This is a genomic window from Candidatus Acidiferrales bacterium, from assembly GCA_035515795.1.
GTDB lineage: Bacteria > Bacteroidota > Ignavibacteria > Kryptoniales > JAKASW01 > JAKASW01.
The window spans coordinates 181,955-206,528 of the sequence record DATJAY010000012.1 but is presented as its reverse complement, the minus strand read 5'-3'; the positions used below and the strand labels follow the sequence as shown (position 1 = coordinate 206,528).

The following is a 24,574-nucleotide window of genomic DNA, read 5'->3' as shown; positions in this document are numbered from 1 at the left end:
TAAAATTTAATTCTTGTGGGTTAATTTCCCAAGAGCTTTCGGAACAGGCAATCATGCAGGAGAGGCGTATGCCTCTCCCTTTATTTGGATTTCACTATCTTACCATTTGAGCGAACGACGTAATTGCCTTTTGCGTCTCCTGCTTTCTTTTCATTGGGAAGTGTCCCGGATGAACCCTCAACCCTGAATCTTGAAACTAAATCCTGCAGGTTCAAAGTCAACTTACTGAGATCCTCCGAAGAACGGGCAATTTGCCCAACAACGTTCGCGTTTTCCAGTGTCACATTACTTATTGCATCAATATTCTTGGTGATCTGTTCCGCTGACGCTGATTGCTCTTCGCTTGCCGCCGCCACCTGTGTGATTACATCCACGACTTCGCGCGCGGCCGTAATGATACGCTGCAAGGATTTCCCCGCTTTATCTGTCAAATCCTTTCCTTTGTCTACTTCCTTTGTGCCACTTTCCATTGAGTTCACTGCCTCAGCTGTATCTCTTTGAATCTGTTTGATCATGGACGTTATTTCTTTCGTTGCACTCGTCGTTCGTTCCGCCAAATTCCTCACTTCATCAGCGACTACTGCGAATCCCCTTCCGTAATCTCCTGCCCTAGCAGCTTCTATGGCAGCATTCAACGCAAGCAAATTGGTCTGGTTGGCTATGTCATCAATTACTTGTATGATCTTGCCTATCTCGTCGCTACTTCGCCCCAAGGCTTGGACCATCTCTGCTGATTTCTTGACTCTACCTGCAATCCGGTTCATCCCATCGATAGACTCAGCTACATCTTTGCCGCCTTCCTGTGCAATGCTACCAGCATTCCTTGCTGATTCCGCGGCGATCGATGCGTTTTTCGTCGTCTCAAGTATTGTCTTAGTCATCTCTTCGACCCCATTCGCTACCTCGGAGGCTTGCGAGCTTTGCTCCTGGGCACCCGTTGCCATCTCTTCAGTGCTGGAAGATATTTCATGACTTGCGCTTGCTGTTGCAGCTGCGGCCTCAGACACCTTGACTAGCATCGATCTGATATTTACTATAGCCTTGTTAAATCCATTGTAAAGTCTCCCTATCTCGTCGTCATTTTCGACGTCGAGACAGACGGTCAAGTCACCATCGGCAAACCTTTCCATCTCCTGAAGAATTCTTGCGACCGATTCCGACAGATATTTCTTTTGTTCTTCCGAATCTTTTATGGCCTCTTCCACTCTCAGAGAAATACTGTCCTTTTCCCTTTTTAACATATCGTTCACATCTTTTATACTCTCAGTCATTCTTTTGAAAGAAGCTGCCAGTATCCCGATTTCATCATTACTCTCGATCTCCAAATCCACTTCCAGGTTGCCGTCAGCCACCTGCTTCACCGCACTGTTGAGTTTATCTATCTGCCGTGTTATGATTTTCGTAAGCCAAAGAATCGCGAAAATACCTCCCACAAATATTGACAAGATTACCACCACGGACAGTCCCGAGTTCATCAAGATAGCGTTGTTTACTTCATGCAGAGAATAAACCAAAATAATTTTTCCGAGAGGAGCATCCTTATATTTCACGGTCGAGCATGCCATCAAGCCGTTGCTGGTCTCCGTCACCTGATCCGGGTCCTGCATCGTTACCGAATTTACCTTGATGTTGGTAGGGTTATATGTAACGATCTCGAGGTCCTTATCGTCTTGGATGGATATATATATTACATTTTTGTCCTTCTGTGCCCATTTAAATGCGATCTGAACCAGATTGAAATTGCTTTCGCCCAACCCCATCCCGACCGAGAATGAAAGCATTTCGCTAAGCGTCGTGACCTGCGATTCCACTGTCCTCTTGCTGTCCAATCTTTGCCTTATCGGATAATACAGAGCAACAAAGACAACAATCATGGCCAGTATCAGGGCCACCGACGCAACAATCTGTGAGCGTATCGACTTCTTAACTGACTCCAGTAACTTCATGTTCACACCTCCATTCTCATTGAAGAACAAGGACTGCAGAGCCAGCCCCGCGAGAGGCTGGTTCTGCAAGTACAAGCCATGCTATCATTCTATTGTCAAGAGTACCTTGACTTTTGCATTCACTTTGTCGGCTTCAACATAGCCGATAGCGCCCGGCGTAGATGCCACCTTGTCGAGAATTTCATCGGTAGAATTCATCCCCTCGGGCGGCTGGCCTTCACCGGTAAGTTGTGCCCTCATCCACAGCTTCTTCATTTCCATTGAAGACATGCCGAACGCATCGAAGAATTTCCTAGACACCTCATTATCTGATTTGAGAGTCACCGGTATAATAATGCTGCCGTTGCTCCATGTTTTTTGCCTCAAAGAATAAATGTCGTTCAACTTGCTGATCTGTATGGATTCTTCGGGAACCGATTTATTGGCGATGACCGCGACTTGGGCCTGGGCACCCGCAGCAGCCAGCACAACCAAAGCCACCAGGAAAAACTTGTAGAGTTTCATTTTCATACTCCATTCTTTATTAATTAGCATCATTCAAAAGTATACGCTGGTTGCTAAAAGATAAGCGTTTGTTGTTACCGGGATGGCATTACTTATTTTCGATTTGCAGTTGAGATATTGCGCTTTGACAACAATATCATCGCCAAATTTATATCCGCCACCGACGGTAACCACATGGACGCCGCCCATAGAAAGCTCCTGATCATCAGTTGTCAGAAAATCATACCCTGTGTAAGCAAATATCTTGTCGGTGAAGTTGTACAGGAGATTTATGTGTTCGTATTTTTTCTCAAAGCTTTGAGGTGTCAAAAGTATGGTCGGATTAGTTGGCAGTTGTGCCAGCTCTGCCATGAACTCTGCGAGAAGCGTTGCTTTATTGGCGTCCGAAAGAATATGATGCACCTTGATATATTCACCTTCAAGCTCGAATCCCGCAACCGAATAATTCAGATATGCACCGAATCGTGTTCGCGGGACATAACCAATCCCGTAAGCCCAGAGATTGGCTCTATCGTAAGTGCCCGAAACTCCGAGAGACAAATTACCACAATCAACACCGAACCTGCCGCCAAACATTTTAAACTTCGTTGTGTCGTTACCTATTTGACCGAAACTGCCATTATTCTTCACCAGGTTATCCGTTGAGAGATTGCCCATAAAGGCAGCATAGTTGACGCGTAAACCGCCACTGATCGGAAGATAACCATAAATCTGCAAATATGCCTGAAGCGGCACGAAATCCTGGGTATTAAAAAGATTGCTGAAGGCAGTTTCGTACGCGATCGGCCTAAAAATATATGGCAGAAGAACAGTGCGATCTTTGATTTCATTGAAATTATTGAATCGCGGGACGAGCAGGCCGAATTTCACACTTAGCTCCTCGGAGGGTGAATACTTCAGCCAGGCTTCCTCTATGTTCAATGCACCTATGTCGTCGCTTGACGAAAAGGAATTAGTGAACTGCAAATTGACGAATGAGCTAACCTGTGTGCCAAAGTCCTTCTGAAGAAAAACATTCATCTGCTGCATCAAGAATGAATTTGGTTTGAACGACTGGAATAAACTTGGTACAGGAGATTGAGGATAGCTGATATCAACAGTCTCATGCATGAAATTGTTTTGGAAATACCCGAATATTCTCAGATCATCAGATTGACAGAATGCTGCCGTGGAAAACGACAATAGCATGATGAGAGCGAAAATGCTCCGTTTGGTTTTCATAGCGTTTCTCCTTGTTCATTGTCTGTTTGTGGTTGTAATCGATTGGGAGCCGTCAATACCTTGACGCAAACTCTTTCGTGATATGCAGTTTCCATGAGCCACACTCAGGGACCTATATGTTCTTTACCATTTGACGTTGTTCTGAACACAACGCGAATAAACGTTTAGAAAAGATAAAAGGCAAACATAAGATCAGACCGGGTTTATCATGTAAGAATGAACGAGTGCCGTTCACACCTGTACCATAATGACTGTTTCAGCACTCAACCAACTACTGCCATAACAACCTGGCTCAACTAATCACATATATCGGATCAAATTGAAAATTCTCGAGTGCTCATGTCTTGACCACATGCGAATGTTTGAGCAGATATTGCCTGAGACCGGCCGAAACCACCAAACACGAAGTCACCGACGCAAACATAATTTGCCGGGGGATCAGGTCAGTAAATTACAGTATAAGGAGCAAAATTTGTACCACGAGTCCACGGGGAACCCGTTATATAATGACGCCTCAAGCCGCACATGAGAAGCACGATGGTACAAGATGGTAACATGATGTGTAGAAATGGAGACGCAATATCCGCTGCAACCAACGGATCAGCCCGGCAAATCACAGGCGTGCCGGATGCTGCACCAGCCCTGCAAAGTTCTCAAAACTTTCACAAGGTCAGAACATGGCTTTATAACCCGCCCTCTCGACCGCACGACGGGCAGCATCGAAGACTACCGGCCGATCGTTGTATGGGTTCACTGGCACTTCAGGATAGTTTCTTACCTTCTTGAGAAGATCATCAGCTTCACTGCCGGCAAGCTGTTCGATAAGCTGGTACAGTCCGCCTTCTTTTTCCTCGAGCGCGTTATGGACTCGCAGAATCGAGCGGATTGTCGCAACGATCTGCGTCGTCGGAGAAGGGACCATAAGAGCAACGAGTGCCCCATGATCCAGGCGAAGCCGAGCAGCAACCTCTGCCTGCTTTCCGTTTTGAAGCCGTGCGATAGCCGGCAAGATTATCTTTTCTTCTATGCCAATATGTTTAAGCAGCCCTTGACGAAAGTCCGCATAAGCTTTCATGTCGATTTTCCCCTGTTCTGTGACTGAGCGTTCCAACAAATCATCGAGCCTCTCATGATCACGCGCCAGATATTCGTACAGCATTCCCATAGTGAGTTTACAGAGACGGTGTGATTATTCTATTCATCGAAGAAAGAGCAACTCAGACTCTTCAGTCTCACGACGTTCATGGATTGATAGAACCGCGATCCTGCTTACCAGAACCGTGCGAGAGTAATCCGAAAGTGACCAATGCAACGGCAAAGATCGCGCCGCTGGTTATGATGCTTATGACTTTAGTCAGAAGAAGAATTGCGAGCACCACGCAAACTCCAAGGAACGAAAAACCGGTAATTCTCATATGACTCTCGCTAATCTTTCACAAATTTAGAATTGAAAGAGAAAAGTATCAAGAAAATTGCAGTTCCATCAGCAATTCGGCGTTGAATATTTTCGAATTAGAATTCCGCTTCTATCCCAACCACAGGAAGCAAAGCAAACTGGTATACGTTTTCTCTTGAGCCGTCAGAGTTGTATTGGTAGTAGGCAATGTTCTTCCTGTTATAGATATTCTGCACGGAGAATAGAATGACGAGATTCCAGGTGCGAAAATTAAACCTGCTCGAAAGCTCTAAGTCAAGCCGGTGGTAATCGGGATATCTTGCGGAGTTTATGTCGTTCGTTGCCTCCCACCATCCCCTGGTCCAGGTGATTCCGCCTTCTCTATGCTGCTCGGAAGCGACATAGATCTGCGGAGTATAAGGCATCCCGCTCGAATACCGCCATCGGGCACTCATCTCCATGTCGTTGGAAAATGGAAGGACATAACTCGGGTATTTGATGTAGAAAGGCATCGCATCCAAATCCGATCGCAAGTTTGCAAACCTTTTCCCTGCGATAACGGTAAGGACGTATGGAGTGTCATACCACGACGGAAAAGTCTTCCCTTCCATGCCTAACCGCGGATCATAATATTTGGAAAACATTCTCGAAAAACATATCGTGCCGTAGATATCTTGTACCAGCTTCTGTTGAACAAGGAGGTCGATGCCGTAAACGTCTTCTCTGCCGACGTTCACAATTTGTTCCGATCTGAATGTTTGATCGCTGAAATGTATAAAATCTTCCGAGGTTGGTAATCCGGAATATTTCTTGTAATAACCTTCAATGTCGAATTTCAGCCCCTCGGCTAATATGTCCTCGATGCCCAGAACGTAATGGTCCGCCAGGCTGCATGAGAGATAGCGGTTCACACCTGATTGATACCTGTCGCCAAAATCAGGAAGCGGAGGCGTCTGATAATATTTTCCCACGGCCAGGTTAACAGTAGTGACGTTCGGAACGATCGAGTAGGACGCGGAGAAGCGCGGACTCATATTTCCGTTCCCGCTGTATGAAAAATAGTCATACCTCACTCCTATATTGAAAACGAGCCGCTCGTCAAACAGACTTATCCTGTCATTAAAATATCCGTACGCTTTGTAATATTGTGGAAAGCGAAAATCATAGTTTATATTCGCAGCCGGGACCACAACCGTGGTATCGAAGGCGCCGAAGTTGTACCTTGCCGTATCCCCATCTGCTGACTCGATCGCCCTGAAGTAAATGAATTTCGCCGCACCGCCGAAATTAAGCTCGTTTACTTTGTTCGCATTCAAAATAAATTCTGCATTCAGAGTCGTTTCGCCCTCATCATTGTTGTCGCCGTATATTTTCCTGCTGGTCAAAATGTTCGTGGCAAATACCTTTCCGTCGGTGCCGTATCTTCTTTGCGTAAAATCGGAAGTCACCAAATTATCATTGTTATAATCGTTTTTTGAGATTGTAATGATCGAAACAAATTTCTCGGACCACTTGCTGTTGAGCGTCAAACCCGCCGCATACTGGTGCTGCCTTACGTTGACGTTATATACGTCGACGGAGTCGCTGCTCCCGGCAAGCGCGAGATCAGTGATTTGCGGCTCGCCCGCAATATCTATCCTGTCGTTGCCATAGATACCGGAGAAAGAAAGTTTGTGAGTCTCCGAAAGATCGTACACTACTTTTGACTGCAGGTCGTAATATCTCGGAACTGCCGTGAGCCCGACCGCGCCGGCGATCAGATCCAGGAAACTGTTCCTCGCCGAAAGGATCCACGACCCTTGGCCTCCGTTTATGCTTCCCTCAAGGACCGTTCCATATCCAGCCATAGACAGGTTTGCATTTCCGGTAAGAAGTTTATCGCGAGTCCCTTCCCTTGTCGTGATGTTTATGACCGACGATGATTTGTCTCCATATTTGGAAATGAAACCACCGGTTGAAAATTGCACATCCTGGATCAGATCGACGTTGACCATGTTTATCGGTCCGCCGGAGTTGTATTCATTCGGATAATGGTTTGTCGACTGAATCTCCATATGGTCGAAGACCGTAAGGTTCTCGTCGGGTGCGCCGCCCCTGACCAATAGTTCGTTTGTTTGATCGGTCGAAAAGGATACGCCAGGCATTGCTTGAAGTATTCTTTGGTAATCCATATCTGAGCCGGGCGATCTCCTGATTTCTTCCGACCCGAGAGAGACCGTGCTCATAGGATTCTCACTCGCGGCCTTATCGAAATAATCGGGAGTAACGGTTACCTGATTGAGTTCCAGTGCGGTTTCGGACATTTTGATTGCGACATGAGTTTCACCGCCCGTGGTGACGATGATATCGGTTTTTATCACCGCCTGATAACCGATAAGGCTCGCTCTCAGCGAATAGCTCCCGACGGGCGCCCATATCTTGAATCGGCCGTCTTCGTCGGTTGCTGCCCCGACATTTTTTAGTTCATTTATCAGCACCGTCACGCCAACCAATGGCTGGCCGGTCTTTGCATCGGTAACGTAACCCGTAATTGTGCCGGTCGGCGATTCTGCCTGCTGAGTCTGTGAAAAAGCATTTGCAGCAAAAAGGAAGAACACGGACAATGCTGTTGTCAAATTCTTTGTCATGTTGCTTGCATACCTTGAATTTTTGAATGATACTAGTCCTTAAATTGGATAAGGAATTGCATCTTGATCTTAGACGGCCTTGCAGCCTCTATTCCGGAGGAACTCCCTCGGGCACTCAGCGACTACGCGGCAATGGCTAATTCTACGGAGTTTTCTCTATGAGGTTCCGTCAACTTCAAGCAGAATGAGATGACGCGGTTACCACCTGCCCACACATTTAAGAATAAAAATAAATTGATGAACTTCATGTGACCAGTGTCATCCGCAGAGTATCTTGCGGTCAAACTGCCGGATGTTCGTGAGTCAAGCAATGAAGCGTACCTAATCCCCAAGCCAGATCGAGCGCGTGAATGCCGATGACGGGCCGATCACTGATTAACTCACCAATAATTCCGAGCGCTTCTTTGTCGTGCGGATCGTCAAAGGTCGGTACGAGAACTGCGGCGTTAGATATATAGAAGTTCGCATAACTCGCGGGAAGTCTTTGCCCTTTGAAGATTACCGGATCAGGCATTGGCAGAAAAATAATCTCCGGTTTCGAGCCGTCTTCGAGTTTGAAGTCTTGCAGTCGCTCTTTATTCTCCTGGAGATCTCCAAAATTGTCGTCGCTGGTATTTTCTTCACGGACGAGCAAAAGAGTGTTTGCGTTTACAAACCTGCATAGATCGTCAACATGTCCGTGAGTGTCGTCGCCCGCGATTCCTTTCCCGAGCCAGAGGACATTCACAATTCCAAGATAATTTTTGAAAACTTCTTCATAATCCGTTTTAGTAAAACCGGGATTTCTCGCTTGAACCTTCTCGTTCAGCAAACACTCTTCTGTCGTAACAAGTGTTCCGAGACCGTTCGTATCGATTGCCCCTCCTTCGAGTACCACGTGTGCTCCATCATATTCCGGGATGAAATTTGTCAAACCGAACTTCTTTGAAATAAATCCGGAAAGTTTTTGGTCTTTTTTATAATCATGGTACTTAGCCCAGCCATTGAACTTGAAATTGACTTGAGCAATCCCATCCTCATTTTTCACAAACAGCGGTCCTGAATCACGTGTCCACCCACGGTTCGTTTTGAATGTGAAAATTTCGACGTTGGTCAGATCTACGTTTGCAGACCTTAAGACATCTAGTGCCTGCTTTTCATGGTCTTTACATTCGACAATTACCCTTGCTTTCTCCCCCCGGGAAATTCTTTTTACGATTTCAGCATAGACCCACGGTACCGGCGCAAATTTTCCCGGCCAGTCAGATTTATTGTGAGGCCATCCGAGCCACGTCGCCTCGTGTTTTTCCCATTCTGCGGGAAGGCGATAAGCGAGCTGGGACGGATAAATGTTCAGGTTCTGTATTGGCATATCATCAATAAGTCAAAATCCAAGATTTAATACCTTTCCTTCGAAGCCGGAAATAATCAAAACCATTTGAGGAGAATTCATTCTAATTATTTATTCACGGTGGAAGAATAGTAATCGAGGACCTTCAATGCGAATCGCGATGAAACCGTCACGGGTCCTCCTCCCATTTCTATGCCCACTTCGATGGCTTCCATAAGTTGTTGTTCCGTGGCGCCGGCGAGCATGGCTTGATGAATGTGCCACTCCATACACGATTCACAGTTGATAACGACGGATATCCCCACCGCGATAAGCTCCTTGTGCATTTTAGCAAGCTCGCCAGAAGAAAATGCCTCCTTTTCCAACTCCAAGAAAGCCCGAAAAACTTTCGAATGATTGTCTAAAAATTTACCATGGGCTTCCTTCCGATCCCGGATAATTCTCTCAATCTTTGCTTTGTCATACTCGCTAATCACGTCTCATTCCTCCAAAAGTTTTGCGGATCTAATGCCTCAACTAACAAGTGATCGATGAACAAAATCCCCCTTCTGAATTCCAACTCTTGAACTTGGCTTAACTGCCGGAGAACCTCTCCTTGATTCCACCATAAGCATCAATTCTCCTATCTCTCAGGAACGGCCAGTTCTGTCTGATGTACTCGATCCTCTCCAATCTAATCTCGGCAAAAAGAATTTCTTCTTTGTCGGCCGATGCCTGGGCGATTATCACACCTTGAGGATCGGCGACGAAAGATTGCCCCCAGAATTCTATCCCTGCACTCTTTTCATCTTGTTTTTCCAACCCGACTCGATTCACGGCCGCCACATAAATTCCGTTCGCAATCGCGTGTCCCCGTTGAATGGTCCTCCACGACTCAAATTGCGCCTTGCCATGTTCGGCCTTCTCGTGAGGATGCCAGCCGATCGCGGTTGGATAAAACAAGATGCTGGCGCCCTTGAGAGCTGTGAGCCGCGCAGCTTCAGGATACCATTGATCCCAGCAGATGAGGGTACCGATGTCTCCATATTTTGTTTTGAAAGAATCAAATCCTAAATCGCCCGGAGCGAAATAGTACTTTTCGTAAAACGCAGGGTCGTCGGGGATATGCATCTTCCTGTAAACGCCCGCGATATGGCCGTCAGCGTCTATGATCACGGCGGAGTTGTGATAGACACCGATGGCTCTCTTCTCGAAAACCGGAACGATGACGACGACTTTGTTCTTCTTTGCGACTTTCGAAATAGTCTCCGTGGATGAACCGGGAATTGTTTCCGCCAAGTTAAAGTTCGTCATGTCTTCCGTCTGACAAAAGTAAAGCGATCTGAACAATTCAGGCAGGCAAATAACCTGGGCACCGTTCTTGGCTGCTTTCTCGATCCATGAAACCGCTTTCTTCAGGTTGTCATCCGGGTTCTTCCCGATCGCCATCTGCAAAAGGCTCACGGTAAACTTTTTGGGAATCTTAAGATGTTTATTCTTTTGTTTCATCAACGAGCGTGCATCCATCATACTAGGAATAAAATAATAAATATCGCTCAAAAATCTTTAAGAAAATCATGGCGGTCTTTTTACATTTGTTTTCTGATGAGCAACGCTTCTTCCCCGTTTGTAACGGTGATATCCAGATCTTTCAGTATCCCGTCGCTTAAACCGTATATCCAGCCATGCACGTTCAATTCCTCTTTGTCTTTCCATGCGTTCTGGACAAATGTTGTCTGAGAGACATTCCAAACCTGCTCCATGACGTTGAGCTCACAGAGAAGGTTATGGCGGAGCTTCTCGTCAAACCGCGACTCCAATTCTATCCCGTGTTGAATGTATAAATCCCTGATATGCTGAAGCCAATTGCTCAGGAGGCCCTGTTCCGAATTTTCCATCGCGGCTTTGACTCCGCCGCAACCGTAGTGTCCGCAGACAATTATGTCCTTCACCTTCAGTATCTCGACCGCAAATTGAATGACCGAAAGACAGTTGAAATCCGTGTGCACAACAAGGTTGGCGATATTTCTATGTACGAATATTTCGCCTGGAAGAAGATCCACAACCTCCGTTGCGGGAACGCGGCTATCCGAACACCCGATCCAGAGATATTTCGGCGACTGCTGATTTGCCAGCCTGGAGAAAAATTCAGGATCATTTGCCTTCAATCTTTCAGCCCACCTCTTATTGTTTTCAAATAAATGTTTTAATGTTCTCATACAACAGTATCATCCCTATCAACAAATTTTCGGTCTCTTAAATATCCATTCTATCCTTGGATCTTCCGTTCATCATTCAAAATGGCATTAGTCGCTTCATCCAGGATTCTCCAAATATCGTCTATCCACGCCAAATGTTCGGGCTTCATCAAAACAGAACGAAGGCATCCTATCGATTCACGATCTGGCTCCATCCCTGCAGAGGACAAATCAAAAAATTTTGTCGGCAGTTCAGCAAGGGCAAGGTGAAGATTTCGTTTAGCAGCTTCCTTAAAAATATTTTTAGATCGCTCGGAAGCTTTGCTGACAGCTTCTGCTTTTGGTGCCCACACAATAATATCAAGCTCCGGTCGAGAGGTAGTAAGAAATCTATGATCCGCCTCGAGCCTTCGATGCAACTCCAGAGCTGCTTCCCTTCCGGCACCGAGAGACTTGGCAAACTCACCGCCGCTGATAAGCGGCAAGAATTCTTGAGTAGCCCAAAGAGCAACCGCCGATGCTCCGGCACGCGAGCATTCCAGACTTATCTCACCAAGATGAAGTTCGGTTGAAGTGAAATATGTATAGGGCGAATCATGCTTATAGAATCTTGCTACGGCCGGATCTCGGAATATTACACACCCGCATCCGTATGGTTGAAGGCCGTGTTTGTGGGGATCGACGACTATGGAATCAACTTCGGACAACCTGTCGAAAGATTCTCTTGTTTCACGACTCAAGTTATCAGCCAAAATAAAATATCCGCCGTAAGCTGCGTCCGCATGAATCCGGAAGTCATATCGCTCGCGGAGTTCGAGGATTTGAGATAGCGGATCAACAGCCCCGGTTGCAGTCGTGCCGATCGTAACAACGACAGTCTTTACGTCGCCGTCTTCTAAAATGTTTTTCAAAGACTTGATATCCATCCTTCCCTCAGTATCGCATGGAATAGATTCGAACTTCAGACCAAGAGTATTACTGATCCGCGAATGGGTATAGTGGGCCTGTTCCGAGGCGACAACTTTCTTGCCTGGATTTAATTGATCCGCAATCCACAATGCTTCGAGGTTTGCCATCGTTCCGCCGCCGGTGAGGTGACCGACATGTCCTTCCCATCCAAACATTTTTGCAATTTCTGCGACTGCTTCCTTTTCCATCGCAGAACTTGCGCGTCCACCGTCGAGGGCGTGGTTGTTCGGGTTGATCCACATCGCCAGCATATATGCGACGCGGGCGATTGGATGCGGCGGCTTCAACATCTGACCCGCGTACAGCGGATGAAAGTAAGGGTAGTTATCCGCGAGTCGCTCAGCCACCTTGAGAATCGTCTTCTCGAACTCGCCCTTGTTCTTAATCGAAGTCGTGGCCGAAGGAAGTTTGAAAAAACCTTTTTCCAATTCATCCAGGGCCGAACGGAAAACAGCCAGCGAATCCTTCTCAAAAACGTGCGAAACCGGAACACTATTTTTTCGAATGTTCTTCCTGCCTCCGTTTTTAGATTTCTCGACTTCCGACTTTCCTATTTTCTTATTTCCTGATTTTTTTATCGTCAATCGGTTTTCCTCTTCCAAGAATAATTTAAGTCGCGGGGAGAAACTAAACCAATGGTGGCGATATTTGCAAAAAGGCGCCGCCTGCTTTGAACTGTGGCTTGGTTGGTCTGGTTTCGTGGAGGTACTAAAATTTCAGCATTGAGCTAAAGTGACGTTGAGTTTAAGATGAGAATAAATTTCCGAGTAATGGAATTATTTCCCGGATTTTCGTGGAGTAACCTGACCTGGTGCTTGTCTTGTGAAAATCAAGCCGTTCAACCACGAGAGAAGGACAGACAGGAAGCCCAACGCGATCAGCCAGGGAAAGTGGAACCCGCCACCAACAAGCATCGCAACAAAGCCGACAGAGCGCACGGTGTCCGCCCCGCGCCCCATGTACTTTTTCAGATACTTGCCCAGGCGGGACTGTTTCTGTTTTTCGAAATCCATAAGCCTGAGCATGAAAAGGGAAATAATCAGCGATGGAACAAACGCTACGATGAGACCTTCGATAATTAGATGAACCCAGAGCAAGTAAACGGCGGCAAATGTGGCGATGACGTCCGTCGTCAATTTAAAAGGATGAATCTGGTGATAAAGAGTTTTATCAATAATATTCATCGCTTTAATAGGTCCCTTCCGAACAAGTCAGCCCGCATGTATTCACGCATAAATTTCGCGCTTGAGTTTTTCCCAATCTTTTTTTCTCATACGCACCTTCAAATGGAGACTGCCGGGGCGCTCGTCCTCCTGGACGAATTCTGCTACCGACAATATTTTCGCCAGCTTTTCCGACTGAGCAGGTTTTATGCGAAACGATTTCTCGACAATATCCGAACTCATCAAGGCGAGCATCTTATCTTTCAGCTGGTTAAGGTTTATGTGCCGCTCCGCGGAGATCGCGACAGAATTTCCGTCATATTCCTTCAGGACTCTCCTGACGACGCCAAAATCTGCAATACGATCCACCTTGTTGAACACTAACACGGCCGGTTTTGTATTGCATCCGAGCTGGGAGAGAGTCTCTTTGACAATGTCGATCTGCTCGCGGAAAGTCGGGGCGGAAATATCGACAACGTGTATGATGTAATCGGCAAAAGCAACTTCTTCAAGCGTCGATTTGAACGATGCGACTAAATCGGGAGGAAGCTTGCGAATAAATCCGACCGTGTCGACGAGAAGACACGGAATCGATGGAGAAAGAAAAGCCTTGCGCGTGAATGCGTCGAGTGTCGCGAAAAGTTTGTTCTCCGCAAATGTCTCGGCGCCGCTAAGCGCCTTCATCAGAGTGGATTTCCCTGCGTTAGTGTAACCGACAAGTGCAAACTTTGGGACATCACTCCGCCGGGCACGGCGCAGCTCTCGCTGGCTTGAGATAGCCTCCAACTTCTCGCGCAAAACTGAGATCCGTTTCTTCGCCACGCGCCTGTCAACTTCGATCTGTTTCTCGCCGGGCCCTCTTGTGCCGATGGCGCCGTACTGTTTGGAGAAATGCTGCCATTGTCCTGCAAGCCGTGACATGTTGTATTTAAGTTGTGCCATCTCGACCTGCAATTTGGCTTCACGTGTTCTCGCACGCAAAGCGAAAATATCTAAGATAAGTCCGCTTCGATCCAGAACCCGTCTATCAATTATGTTCTCTAAATTTCTGATTTGAACTCCCGAGAGATCCTCGTCAAAAATGACAAGGCTTACATCATCGCTTTCGCAAATAGCCCTTATCTCTTCCGCCTTCCCTTTTCCGATAAAGTATGCCGGGTCCGGGGACTGTCTTTCCTGACGGATTTTCCCCACAACTTTAGCGCCGGCTGTGTCCGCCAGAAGAATCAGCTCATCGAGAAATTCTTCAACCCGCCCATGCTCGCCGTTCTCTGCAAATGAGGCCCTTGACTTAAACTCAACCCCGACGACAAGCGCTCGTTCCTGATTATTATTCGTCGAAATCAATTCTGTTTGTCACACCTCGTTTTTTTGTTACAACACAAAACAATATAAGCAGTTCCATCAAGCCGATCCAATGATGTGTAGCGACGCTCGGCTCCGCTAACGTCCCGCCGACGGAACGGTTCTCATTCTCGAAACAAAGATCTCCAGCAGTAAAAACATCAAAGCCGTGCCTGCAAAGAAAGAGGACAGGTCTCGACCCCGGTACAGTCTGTCAATATTAGCTGCAGAATTCTTATCTGCATTTAGTAAAAATACATTTCTCTCATCGAAACCGAGGCGTTTCGCGAAGTCAGACACCTCGGCTCGGGAAGCTTTCGAAAGATCAGACTCACGCGGGTCGACATTTACCGAGACTTCGCAGAGAGTTGACCCGCTCGCCAAGGAATAGATCCCCGGGGCGTCGAAACCGTTAAGCAGGAACTTCGCAGTGCCGCCGACGTAATTCGGGACCACTTCAGATTTGCCCTCGTCAGGGGCAATCAACGTTGCGCTACTGATTCCCCCTAATGAATACGCGTAGTCAGCTTCCTCTCCGGCATAAATCTGAATCGGCTTGTATTTGACTGCGGCAGAATAAAACATGGCGCGCTGTACCACCACCGGGAAAAACGGCGACATCGGGAAATTCGATGATGAACTGTCTGCGGGCGAAGCCACAACAAAAACAAAGCCTCTCCCCACTTCTCTGCCGATCAGAAAAGGTCCGGAAGCAGTGCTCATGAGGACATGCGAGAATGGGTTTGGATCAATGCGCGCCATGTTGGAAATCCTTGTTACCATCCGACTTTTGATTTGATCCGCACTTTCCTTGGAGGAAAACAAGCCGGAAAAAAAATCATCCCCGGCATCAATTCTCTCAATGTTCAAAAAATTTCCGCCGCTGCTCGAGAAAAAACTCAGCGCCCTGCCAACATTTATCGCGCCGAGCAATTCGTCGAAGAAATTGATTTGAGACGACCGAGGCGAAAAGAGCAAGATCCCGCCTCCTCCCCGTACAAATTGAATCAACTTTCCTTCAAAATTCCGGTTTGCCGAATATCCTTCCATCACGATGACATCGGTACCCGACAAATCGGTATAAGCCAATTGATCTGGAGTTACAATTCTTGTAAAAATACTCGTCGAAGTATCCATGACAGAATTGACGGCGCTGAGAACAAAATCATTCTCTCGTTTCGAAGTCACGATTACGATGTTCAACTCTTTGATGGCATAAAAAGAAAAATAATATTTGTTGTCCCTCTGGATGGAATTGTCTCCAAGTTCAATTATTCCTTTATGGAATCCTCCGTCCTGCACGCTGAACGCGAGCCGAACGCTCCGCGAACTTCCGGCGGGCAGGTCCACGATTCCTTGAGCCGCTTTGCGACCGTCCAAATATAAACTGACAACGATTCCTTTTTTCTCCGCACCCCCATTGTTAGCCACGGTCGCTTCAACTTCCGACGACGCGTTCACCTCCACGACCGGGTCCGAGAGCTTTACATTCGAGATCGATAAATTGTCATCCAAGGCTTCATTCGTCTGAAGGAAAAAAAGCATCGTGTTCCCTCTGCCAGATAAAAAAATATTGATGTTTTTGTTTTCCTTTTGCGTTTCGAACTCAGTCCGCTGGAGATCGCCAAGCAGATAAATTTCTTTGTCCGCATAGTTTGAGGATCTCAGACTGTTGACGGCCGCTTCGATTGCAGGCTCATATGCTACTCTCACGTTCGATGGATCAGCTCTGGATATCAGCGGCAAAAGAGACCGCGGGTTGATCGACGAAAAAATCCGGTCGTCGCGATGTGATCGGGTGAGATGGGACATAAAAACCAAATCCACGTTGTCCCCGACATTAAACCTGTTTATCAGATTCAAAGCCGTGCTTTTCAACTGAGAAAATATCTCGCCGTATTCGTTTCTTGCCGACGTCGATGGAGAATCGTCCAGGATCACCACGGCCGCTCCTTTGGAATCACCCCTGCCGATTCCTTTAAGTGCGGGTCTGGCAAACGCAACAACGAGAGACGCTATCGCAAGTGAACGAAGAAGCAAAAGGAGATAATCTCTCAATTTTACACGGCGAACAGAAGCGTGCTGGATTTCTTTCAGGAATTTTATCGAGGAAAATCCTACCGTTCGAAGTTTCTTCAGCTGCAGAAGATGTATGAGGATCGGGATTCCCGAGGCTATGAGGCCGAAGAGAACGAATGGATTGAGGAAGGTCATTCCTTTTGATCCGAATCGATGCGTGGTTTCCAGGGAATGTCTTCTACACCCGAGATTTCGTTAGCATACCTCGCTAGCACAAACAACAGGTCGGACAGACGATTGAGGAAAACAACAGCCTTGTCTGAAACTTCTTCCTTCTTTCTCAACGCGACGACCAGTCTCTCGGCGCGGCGGCAGACCGTTCGCGCGCCATGGAGAAACGATGCTCCCTTCGTTCCCCCGGGAAGGATGAACGATTTTAAAGGTCTCAATTTTGATTCGAAATCGTCGATGATTCCTTCTAGTGAGGTATAATCTCTTGCCGTGATTCGCTTAGCGGCGGGGGTTTTTACATCTGACGGCGTCGCGAGATCGGCACCGAGGACGAAAAGCTGATTTTGGATTCCTCCGAGAATCGAATCTAATATCTTGTTGTCATTGAACGAGCGCGCCGTTCCGATGACCGAATTTAATTCGTCTACGGTTCCGTACGCTTCTATTCGAAGATCGTCTTTGGAAACACGCTTGCCGCCGAAAAGGCTGGTCTCGCCCTTGTCACCTTTTTTAGTGTAGATTTTCAAAGTGCGACTAACCTTTCAAGCTCGATCGAGAGTTCCATAAGCACATTTGCCCTGGGCTGCTCATCCGCAGCAGCAAATGCGCGCGCCATGTTACGACAAGTCCGTGCCAACATTTCAATATCGGATGAATCTTTCAAGAAGCGCGGTTCGAAAGAAAAGCCCATATCACTTATGAATTCTTCGGCATCCTTTCTCGACATCACCCTGCCGCCATTGAAAACGTCCACAAAAATTTCTTTTCCCTCAAGGACAAATTTCACCAAAAAATGTGCAGGCGCACCCACGCCAAAGACGGGCAGATTTAGCCTTCTGCCGACAAGCAAGTAAATGACGCCGAGTGAAATTGGAATCCCGCGGCGGGTTTCAAGAACGCGATGGAGGATGCTGTTGTCCGGATTGTAATAGTCTTTTGCATTGCCGGCGAATCCCATTTCATTCAGAAAGAATTCATTGACAAGATGGACGATTTCGTAAGGATCTTCCACTGCAGCGATTCTCTTTCTCAGTTCGTTTGCAAGCTCATTGAGCTGGCTTTCGATGGCATTAAAATCCACTTCCGGGTACAGGGGCTTCGCAATTAAAAACAAAGCACGTTCAAGAGAAAAATCTCGATGCGACACAAAATCCAAAAGAGAATCGTAGTCTCTTTGAAGCTTGTCTAAGTATATCCTCGAGATAAAACTTTCGATTTTCTTCTTTATGTTCGGCTCGAGATTCGTTTTCTCCTTTTCAAGAAGACGTACAATTTTTTCCCCGCTGTTGATGATCTCTCTTTCAACCGCGGCAGAGACTTGCGGATCGTCGTCATCCAGCAGTTTCATCAGTGCTCGGACTTTGGACTCAAGTTCCTCTGTCATTCAAGATCCCTTTTGAGGGAGAGAGTTCTGCCTCTGCCGTAAAGCGATGCTTTTGGGTTGCGGCGGCACCTCATCATCCCAAATCATAATTTTTCTTGAGCCCTGACGTCAATACCTTGAAGGCGGTTTCAGGATCGTCTGCAAATGAAAACAATTTTAGGTCGGACCGGTTTATCGCTCCAGCCTCTACAAGCGCATTAAAGTTTAATATCTTCTTCCAGTATTCCGAACCGTATATCAGGACGGTCATCTTCTTCTTGATTTTTCCCGTTTGAAGCAAAGTCAGAACTTCCATCAGCTCGTCGAGCGTCCCGAAACCTCCGGGAAAAATGACGAGCGCCTTTGACATATAAACAAACCAGAATTTCCTCATGAAGAAATAATGAAATTCAAAATTGAGTTCGGGAGAAATGTACGGATTGGGGAACTGCTCATGCGGCAGACTGATATTCAGCCCTATCGAAAGGCCGCCCGCACGGATGGCTCCCTTGTTCGCCGCCTGCATGATACCGGGTCCACCGCCCGAGCAAACTATGAATCGCTGTCCATTACCGTTGCTCAACTTGATCGACCACCTCGTCAGCATTCCGCTCAGCTTCATCGCGTCTTCATAATACCTAGCCATTTCTCTTTCAGCTTGCGCCTTTTTCAATTCATCACGGAGTCTCACGAGTCGGCGGGAATCCGACTTGCGCTTCAATGCCCTTTGGAGATTTGACTGCGCTTCTATTAATCTCCTCTTTGCCTCCTTCATCGATATGTTGCGTGCCGAGCCGAAGAATACGATTGTATCCTTGATCCTGAGATGGCGAAATCGTGCAAGGGGTTCCAGATATTCGGCAATGATGCGGACGATGCGAGCGTCCGGGCTATTGAGAAACTTAGTATCCTTGTACGCCTTTTCAGACACTTTAATCCCAGAGGTAGTAGATTTTCTCCTTGGCATCTAGTTCCTATTCATGTTCATTCTATCCGATTTACCCTGTAAAGCGTTTTCACAGTACGGCACGTCCGCCATCGACGACAAGGATTTGTCCGGTCACATAATCCGCGTGGGCGAGATAGAGGAGTGCCATGGTGATGTCTTCCGCTCTGCCATACCGCTTGAGAGGAATCTTGCTTTCATCTATGTGTCTGATATTCTTTGATTCCTCACCGGGTATTATGATGGTTCCCGGCGCAATCGCATTAACTGTTATCTTCGGAGCAAGCACCTTCGATAATGCTTTAGTCAGCATGATGACCCCGGCTTTCGAGACATTGTAGGCAATATGCTCCTGCCATGCTTGCATGCCTCCAAGGGAAGCGAAGTTGATTATTTTACCGCCGCGCTGTGCCATGATCTTCGCCGCCGCGCGGGCACAGTAGAATTGGCCGGTAAGATTCGTTGAAATGACATCGTTCCACAGTTCATCCGACATATCAGTAATTGTCCTCCGCGGCGGAAATATTGCGGCGTTATTCACCAAAAGATCAAGCCTTCCAAAATGATCCAATGCCTGCCGAAACATCCTATCGACTTGTTTCGAGTTTCTGATATCAGCCTTGATCAAGATGGCTTCGATGTCAAGCTTCGCAATGTCTTTGACCGTTGCAGCGGCTTCCTTGGCCGACTTGGAATAATTGATGATAATATCCCATCCGTCTTCTGCAAGGGCCAGCGCCGATTTTCTACCCAATCTCCGTCCGCTGCCCGTTATCAGAGCGACTTTTCTTCCCCCCGGCATTTTCGACTTAGAACTCATTCAAGAATGTTTTTTTTGACAAACATTTCAGATACCATTTCGCAAACACGTTCTAAGCCCTCAGCATCGGCTTCATCAAACGAATTGTACTCCGAGCTGTCCAGGTCAAGAACGCCGAACAGTTTCTCCCCGTTCAAAATCGGTACGACAATTTCGCTCTTTGATTCCTGGTCACAAAAAATATGACCGGGGAACTCATAAACATTCGGGACTATTACACTCTTCCGTTGCTCTGCTGCCTTGCCGCATACCCCCCTTCCGATTTTTATTCTAGTGCATGCGACTTTCCCCTGGAACGGGCCCACGACAAGCTCACTATTCTTCAGCAAATAGAAACCGACCCATGATACACCCGGCAAAACCTGTTTCAATGCCGCGGAAATGTTCGCCAGGTTTGCGACATGATCAGCTTCGCCCTCGATGACGGATTTCAACTGAGGGATGAGTTCCCTGTAAATAGCCGCCCGGTCATCAACCGACGAAACTCTTATCTCTTCCATAGATATCTTAAACCATAAAGGGTAGAGTCGATAACTCGGCCTCTATGTTTTTTCCTCCGACTTTTACGAAATACTTTGAGCCGGGAACGACCTGCTGCATAGAGACATACGCCAGCGAAATCTCTTTACCGAGCCCCGGAGATCTAATGGAACTTGTTACGAATCCTACCTCAGATTCCACGCCGGAAGAAGAACTCTTTGCATCAATCACTTTTGACCCGGCATGAACTTTTGATGTTGTTATGAGACCCACAAGCCGCCTTCTCACCTTGTCATAAGTTTGAAGTCTCGCGACAACTTCCTGCCCGACATAGCAGCCCTTTGTGAAACTCACAGCTTCAAGGTTATTCACTTCCAGGGGATTCACATTCTCATTAAGTTCGCTCGGATATAGCGGAGTTCCTGCTTCAATGCGGAGAATCTCGAATGTTCCCAACCCGGCCGGCACAACGCCGTGAGTCCTGGAGTTGTCGAGAAGCAAGTTCCATACGAATTCCATATCATCTCCATTGACGAGAATTACGTAACCTGCCTCAAGTGCCAATCTCGTTCTCGACAAGAAAACCTCATGTGAACCCAAGAAAGTCCCGATGAAGTTATATAACGGCATCTTGCTCAGGTCTAAAAGTGTTTTGTGGCTCGAACGGGTGATCAGTTTCAGGAAATCCGGAGCGGATGGGCCGGTAACGAAAATCATCGGAAAATTTCCGGTGACATCCTCCACCTTCACATCTTCAGAGACGATAAACTTTTCAATCCATCTCTTTACATTTCCGGAATTCGTGGGGCTTGTTCGCAATAGAAGGCTCTCCTGTTGCGTATATACCGTGCACAAATCGACTACCCGACCCTTTTCGGTAGCAAGGAAAGTCTGCTTACCCATCCCGGGACGCATTCCGCTTAAATCGTTTGTTGAGATTCTATTGAGCAGATCAAGAGAATCCCTGCCAGTGAGCCTTAACTTACCAAAATGGGAAATATCGAAGAATGCTCCGTGCCGCCTGGCTGCTGAATACTCTTCTTCGACAGACGTGTATTTTTCGGGCACATCAGTGCCGTCAACATGAACCAACGTGGCGCCGAGCTTTCTATGCAGCTCTGCCCATCTACTCTCGGACATCTATAACTCCTCTACCAACTAAACGAATATATTACTCTGGAAATCCCGAATCAATGGAAGGACAGATAAGCCGTAACCAGTATTAATGCTGTATCGGCTGGTCCGAAAATTTCAACTGCGATGCAACGACGATTTGTTCCCGGACAATTTTCATGTTCTGCGAAACGGGCATAATATAAATGGTTTTTGATGTCCCATCCGGAAGATTGACAGCCACGCTCGGCTGAACCGGCTGCGGTCCCGCAAATTCAAATTCCGGCTTGTAATATTTCGCCGCATCAATATTGGTGATATGAATTTTCTTGCCGAAAATTTTCGTGTAGACTTCAAATTCGGCATTCAATACCCTGACGGAAATCCTATTCGTTTCCTGATTGTATTTCACCTCGACGTCGCCATTTGCGACCGAACCGTACGAAAACGGACCGGTCTTCACAGTCGCATCGGCAACGAAGTGTGCCTTGTCGGGCATGAGCTCGATACGTGCGTTCGCTAGCGTCCATGTGTAATCACCTTTTGCACCAAGGACATTGTACTGGTCTTTCCCGCTGATTGGGCCAACGGCATTCAGAAATCCATTGAGTGTACTCTGATTCACAATAACCGTAGCATCCGGCACCTGAGAAAAGCTATTTTGATATGCGAATATCATGGTACAAGCCAGGAAAATCTTCTTGACCATATTTCTCTCCTCTATGAAAATTCAGACAAGGAACAAAAACGCGACCGATTGGTTTGTTCCGAATTCTCTCGCGTACAGGCAAAATCATTCAGGACTCCGAGTAATTCAAGCGACGGCCTCGTCTTTGTGTGCCGGATTTGCCAACCGACATGTAGGCTTAGCCAACACAGTTACAACCAGTCTGATTCTCGCCGTGAGGTCGTGAAGATTTTTATCTTCTCACATCACAATGATTTACAGATCCAACTTATGAGATTCGTACGGCCCGGCACATTGCTTGTGAAAAAATAAGGAAGCTCATCAGGGTTGTGAATCCTGGTGAGGTTGACACTCAAGGCAAAAGGAGATTCACCATGATAAATTATGACCAGGTATTCTGGCTGACTGTAACAAACATCGTGCTCGGCTTGGTAACGCTGGCCTGTGTTCTGGTAATCGGCTACGCGACAATCCGGGAGATCAGACAACGGGCTAAATCAAGAAAACAAAGCAAAATAGGCGATCATGCGTTCATCGTTACAGGACTCGGTGTTACCATGTCAGACGGCCGTAAGAAAAAAGATGACGACGATATGCTTGTCGTTTCCGAAGACGGCATCGAGACGATCAAAGCAAAAAACAAAAATCGCAAATCGCGAATCTAATGAGATGTTCCTTCTTGCGCGAGGCCCAAGTAAAGTCCTGCGGCGCATGCGAGTTCAAGAAAATGATCGCGCAGAATCCAATCAAATCAGAGAATGAAACGGATGAGCGATGCTCATCGATCGGGTACACTTCTTGTCCCTGGATGAAACAGCTTCACGAGGAATCTCCCAGTCAATCCCGCTGCCCATTCTTGCAGGAATCTCTGGCACAATACTGCTCGGGCGAATCGGTCGTGAAGTACATTCCGTACAGTGAGCCGAATCTTTCACGCTGCGGAACGTCCAGCCATCGTTATTGCGAATCGTTTTTGAACATTTCCCATCTCGACCTGCGGAAATTACATCAAGCTGCCACACCAGATCTCAATTCAGAAGATGACGGTCCATGGTCTGTTGAAGGCATTCAAACGACCGGCTGGCATTTCTATTCCGCGAATCATATGTGGGCTGAAATTGACGAGGAAGGAACATGCCACATAGGTGTCGATCCTTTCTTCACCAGGGTCGTCGGCAAAGTAGAAAAACTCGCTTTCGCTCCGACTTCCGGTAAACATCTTGCAGGCGCAGTAATAACGGTTAATGGAGCCGATCTCCCGATGGTTTTTCCGAATCACATCGATGTCAAAGCAACAAATTCGCTCCTGAGAACGAAGCCCGATAAAATCATTAGCGATCCGTACACGTTCGGATGGCTCTTTGAGGGCGTCGCGGCCAGGATGCAAGGAGAAACCGATATACGACATGGATTGATTCGCGGCAGTGATGCTCGGACGTGGATGAAAAATGAAGCGACAAAACTATCGGAGCTTCTGCGCGAAAAACTTGTTGACGCAGCCGGAAACGAGGCTCGGCTCGCCGCCGACGGCGGAATATTCAGCAGCGAACTATCCAGAAATTTGAACAAAGAAGAATTAGTAATTCTATACAACGAGTTCTTCTCATCCCGGCGGTGAACAGGGATAAAGAAGGAGAATTGATTGTGAAGGACCATGGTAAATTAATGTTTCTCACCGGGATAACGGTCATACTTCTGTTTGGCTGGATCACTTTTCCATACGTTATCTACAGACCTGTCAATCAACCGATACAATTCAGCCATTTCGCTCACACGGGTGACAACGTGGGATTGAAGTGCGGCAGCTGCCACACTTTCGATAAGGATGGACGGTTCAACGGAATTCCCACCATAGAAAAATGCAGAAGCTGTCATTCGAAGCCGATGGGAATTTCCAAAGACGAAGCGCGGCTGGTAAATGAATACGTGATGCCGGGACGAGAGATTCCATGGATCATCTATTCCATGCAGCCGCAAAGTGTGTTCTTCTCACACTCGACTCATGTGAAACTCGCGGGAATGGATTGCCAAACATGCCACTTCGGACAGGCGTATACGCGGAAACTCCGGCCGGCATATTTCAGCCGTATCAGCGGATATGGCCTCGATGTCTTCGGCAAGGATCTGCTCAACTTTCCCTCAACTCCATCGCGTGGAATGAGGATGGACGATTGTTCTAACTGTCACCATGAACGCGGCGTGCAGGAAAGCTGCATCGATTGTCATAAATAGGATTC

The 24,574-nt window shown here is 47.1% G+C and carries 25 protein-coding genes; 4 read left to right on the top strand and 21 right to left on the bottom strand.

Features of this window, described 5'->3' with window-relative positions; all coding sequences use genetic code 11:
• Nucleotides 1-80 precede the first annotated feature (80 nt).
• From VLX91_06935 to VLX91_06835, 21 genes are all read right to left on the bottom strand, one after another.
• Complete coding sequence (locus tag VLX91_06935) at nt 81-1,946, bottom strand: methyl-accepting chemotaxis protein (GenBank protein HUI29936.1); 1,866 nt, start codon at nt 1,944-1,946, stop codon at nt 81-83.
• An 84-nt stretch (nt 1,947-2,030) separates the two neighbouring features.
• Nucleotides 2,031-2,450 carry a hypothetical protein gene (locus tag VLX91_06930; protein HUI29935.1) on the bottom strand — a complete coding sequence of 140 codons (420 nt, stop codon included), beginning with the start codon at nt 2,448-2,450 and terminating at the stop codon, nt 2,031-2,033.
• 33 nt (nt 2,451-2,483) lie between these two features.
• On the bottom strand, nt 2,484-3,671 hold the full coding sequence (locus VLX91_06925; GenBank protein ID HUI29934.1) for a hypothetical protein: 1,188 nt from the start codon (nt 3,669-3,671) through the stop codon (nt 2,484-2,486).
• A 670-nt stretch (nt 3,672-4,341) separates the two neighbouring features.
• Nucleotides 4,342-4,836, bottom strand: coding sequence for a hemerythrin domain-containing protein (locus VLX91_06920; protein ID HUI29933.1), 495 nt, complete (start codon nt 4,834-4,836; stop codon nt 4,342-4,344).
• A gap of 76 nt (nt 4,837-4,912) precedes the next feature.
• Nucleotides 4,913-5,086, bottom strand: coding sequence for a hypothetical protein (locus VLX91_06915; protein HUI29932.1), 174 nt, complete (start codon nt 5,084-5,086; stop codon nt 4,913-4,915).
• Nucleotides 5,087-5,183: 97 nt separating this feature from the next.
• On the bottom strand, nt 5,184-7,694 hold the full coding sequence (locus VLX91_06910) for a TonB-dependent receptor (protein HUI29931.1): 2,511 nt from the start codon (nt 7,692-7,694) through the stop codon (nt 5,184-5,186).
• 280 nt (nt 7,695-7,974) lie between these two features.
• Nucleotides 7,975-9,045 carry an agmatine deiminase family protein gene (locus VLX91_06905; protein ID HUI29930.1) on the bottom strand — a complete coding sequence of 357 codons (1,071 nt, stop codon included), beginning with the start codon at nt 9,043-9,045 and terminating at the stop codon, nt 7,975-7,977.
• Nucleotides 9,046-9,131: 86 nt separating this feature from the next.
• Nucleotides 9,132-9,500, bottom strand: a complete 369-nt coding sequence (locus VLX91_06900) for a carboxymuconolactone decarboxylase family protein (protein ID HUI29929.1) — start codon at nt 9,498-9,500, stop codon at nt 9,132-9,134.
• A 97-nt stretch (nt 9,501-9,597) separates the two neighbouring features.
• Nucleotides 9,598-10,512, bottom strand: coding sequence for a carbon-nitrogen hydrolase (locus tag VLX91_06895; protein HUI29928.1), 915 nt, complete (start codon nt 10,510-10,512; stop codon nt 9,598-9,600).
• Nucleotides 10,513-10,592: 80 nt separating this feature from the next.
• Entirely contained in the window at nt 10,593-11,222 is a 630-nt protein-coding gene (gene can / locus VLX91_06890; protein HUI29927.1) for a carbonate dehydratase, read from the bottom strand.
• 50 nt (nt 11,223-11,272) lie between these two features.
• A complete protein-coding gene (locus tag VLX91_06885) occupies nt 11,273-12,754 on the bottom strand; it encodes an aminotransferase class V-fold PLP-dependent enzyme (protein HUI29926.1) in 1,482 nt (493 codons plus the stop codon).
• Between the two features lie 192 nt (nt 12,755-12,946).
• On the bottom strand, nt 12,947-13,354 hold the full coding sequence (locus VLX91_06880) for a hypothetical protein (protein HUI29925.1): 408 nt from the start codon (nt 13,352-13,354) through the stop codon (nt 12,947-12,949).
• Between the two features lie 42 nt (nt 13,355-13,396).
• A complete protein-coding gene (hflX, locus tag VLX91_06875) occupies nt 13,397-14,680 on the bottom strand; it encodes a GTPase HflX (protein HUI29924.1) in 1,284 nt (427 codons plus the stop codon).
• Between the two features lie 96 nt (nt 14,681-14,776).
• Entirely contained in the window at nt 14,777-16,891 is a 2,115-nt protein-coding gene (locus tag VLX91_06870) for a BatA domain-containing protein (GenBank protein ID HUI29923.1), read from the bottom strand.
• Nucleotides 16,888-17,454, bottom strand: a complete 567-nt coding sequence (locus VLX91_06865) for a cob(I)yrinic acid a,c-diamide adenosyltransferase (protein HUI29922.1) — start codon at nt 17,452-17,454, stop codon at nt 16,888-16,890. Before VLX91_06865 ends, VLX91_06870 begins: the two co-directional genes overlap by 4 nt.
• Nucleotides 17,451-18,311: a transglutaminase-like domain-containing protein gene (locus tag VLX91_06860; GenBank protein HUI29921.1), complete on the bottom strand. Its 861-nt coding sequence runs from the start codon at nt 18,309-18,311 to the stop codon at nt 17,451-17,453. The genes VLX91_06865 and VLX91_06860 overlap by 4 nt, the downstream gene beginning before the upstream one ends.
• 73 nt (nt 18,312-18,384) lie before the next feature.
• Nucleotides 18,385-19,221 (bottom strand): TIGR00730 family Rossman fold protein, encoded by an 837-nt coding sequence (locus VLX91_06855; GenBank protein HUI29920.1) that lies wholly within the window; start codon nt 19,219-19,221, stop codon nt 18,385-18,387.
• A gap of 85 nt (nt 19,222-19,306) precedes the next feature.
• On the bottom strand, nt 19,307-20,056 hold the full coding sequence (locus tag VLX91_06850) for an SDR family oxidoreductase (protein HUI29919.1): 750 nt from the start codon (nt 20,054-20,056) through the stop codon (nt 19,307-19,309).
• Entirely contained in the window at nt 20,053-20,556 is a 504-nt protein-coding gene (locus tag VLX91_06845) for a GAF domain-containing protein (protein HUI29918.1), read from the bottom strand. Before VLX91_06845 ends, VLX91_06850 begins: the two co-directional genes overlap by 4 nt.
• A 7-nt stretch (nt 20,557-20,563) precedes the next feature.
• Entirely contained in the window at nt 20,564-21,676 is a 1,113-nt protein-coding gene (locus VLX91_06840) for an aminomethyltransferase family protein (protein HUI29917.1), read from the bottom strand.
• Nucleotides 21,677-21,758: 82 nt separating this feature from the next.
• Complete coding sequence (locus VLX91_06835; protein ID HUI29916.1) at nt 21,759-22,358, bottom strand: hypothetical protein; 600 nt, start codon at nt 22,356-22,358, stop codon at nt 21,759-21,761.
• Nucleotides 22,359-22,371: 13 nt separating this feature from the next.
• Between VLX91_06835 and VLX91_06830 the strand changes: the two genes are divergently transcribed.
• From VLX91_06830 to qrcA, 4 genes are all read left to right on the top strand, one after another.
• Nucleotides 22,372-22,563 carry a hypothetical protein gene (locus VLX91_06830; protein ID HUI29915.1) on the top strand — a complete coding sequence of 64 codons (192 nt, stop codon included), beginning with the start codon at nt 22,372-22,374 and terminating at the stop codon, nt 22,561-22,563.
• Nucleotides 22,564-22,711: 148 nt separating this feature from the next.
• Nucleotides 22,712-23,002 (top strand): hypothetical protein, encoded by a 291-nt coding sequence (locus VLX91_06825; GenBank protein ID HUI29914.1) that lies wholly within the window; start codon nt 22,712-22,714, stop codon nt 23,000-23,002.
• Entirely contained in the window at nt 23,002-23,955 is a 954-nt protein-coding gene (locus VLX91_06820) for a hypothetical protein (GenBank protein HUI29913.1), read from the top strand. Before VLX91_06825 ends, VLX91_06820 begins: the two co-directional genes overlap by 1 nt.
• 26 nt (nt 23,956-23,981) lie before the next feature.
• The gene (qrcA, locus tag VLX91_06815; GenBank protein ID HUI29912.1) at nt 23,982-24,569 is read left to right on the top strand and encodes a menaquinone reductase multiheme cytochrome c subunit QrcA; all 588 of its coding nucleotides are present in this window, start codon (nt 23,982-23,984) and stop codon (nt 24,567-24,569) included.
• Nucleotides 24,570-24,574: the final 5 nt, after the last annotated feature.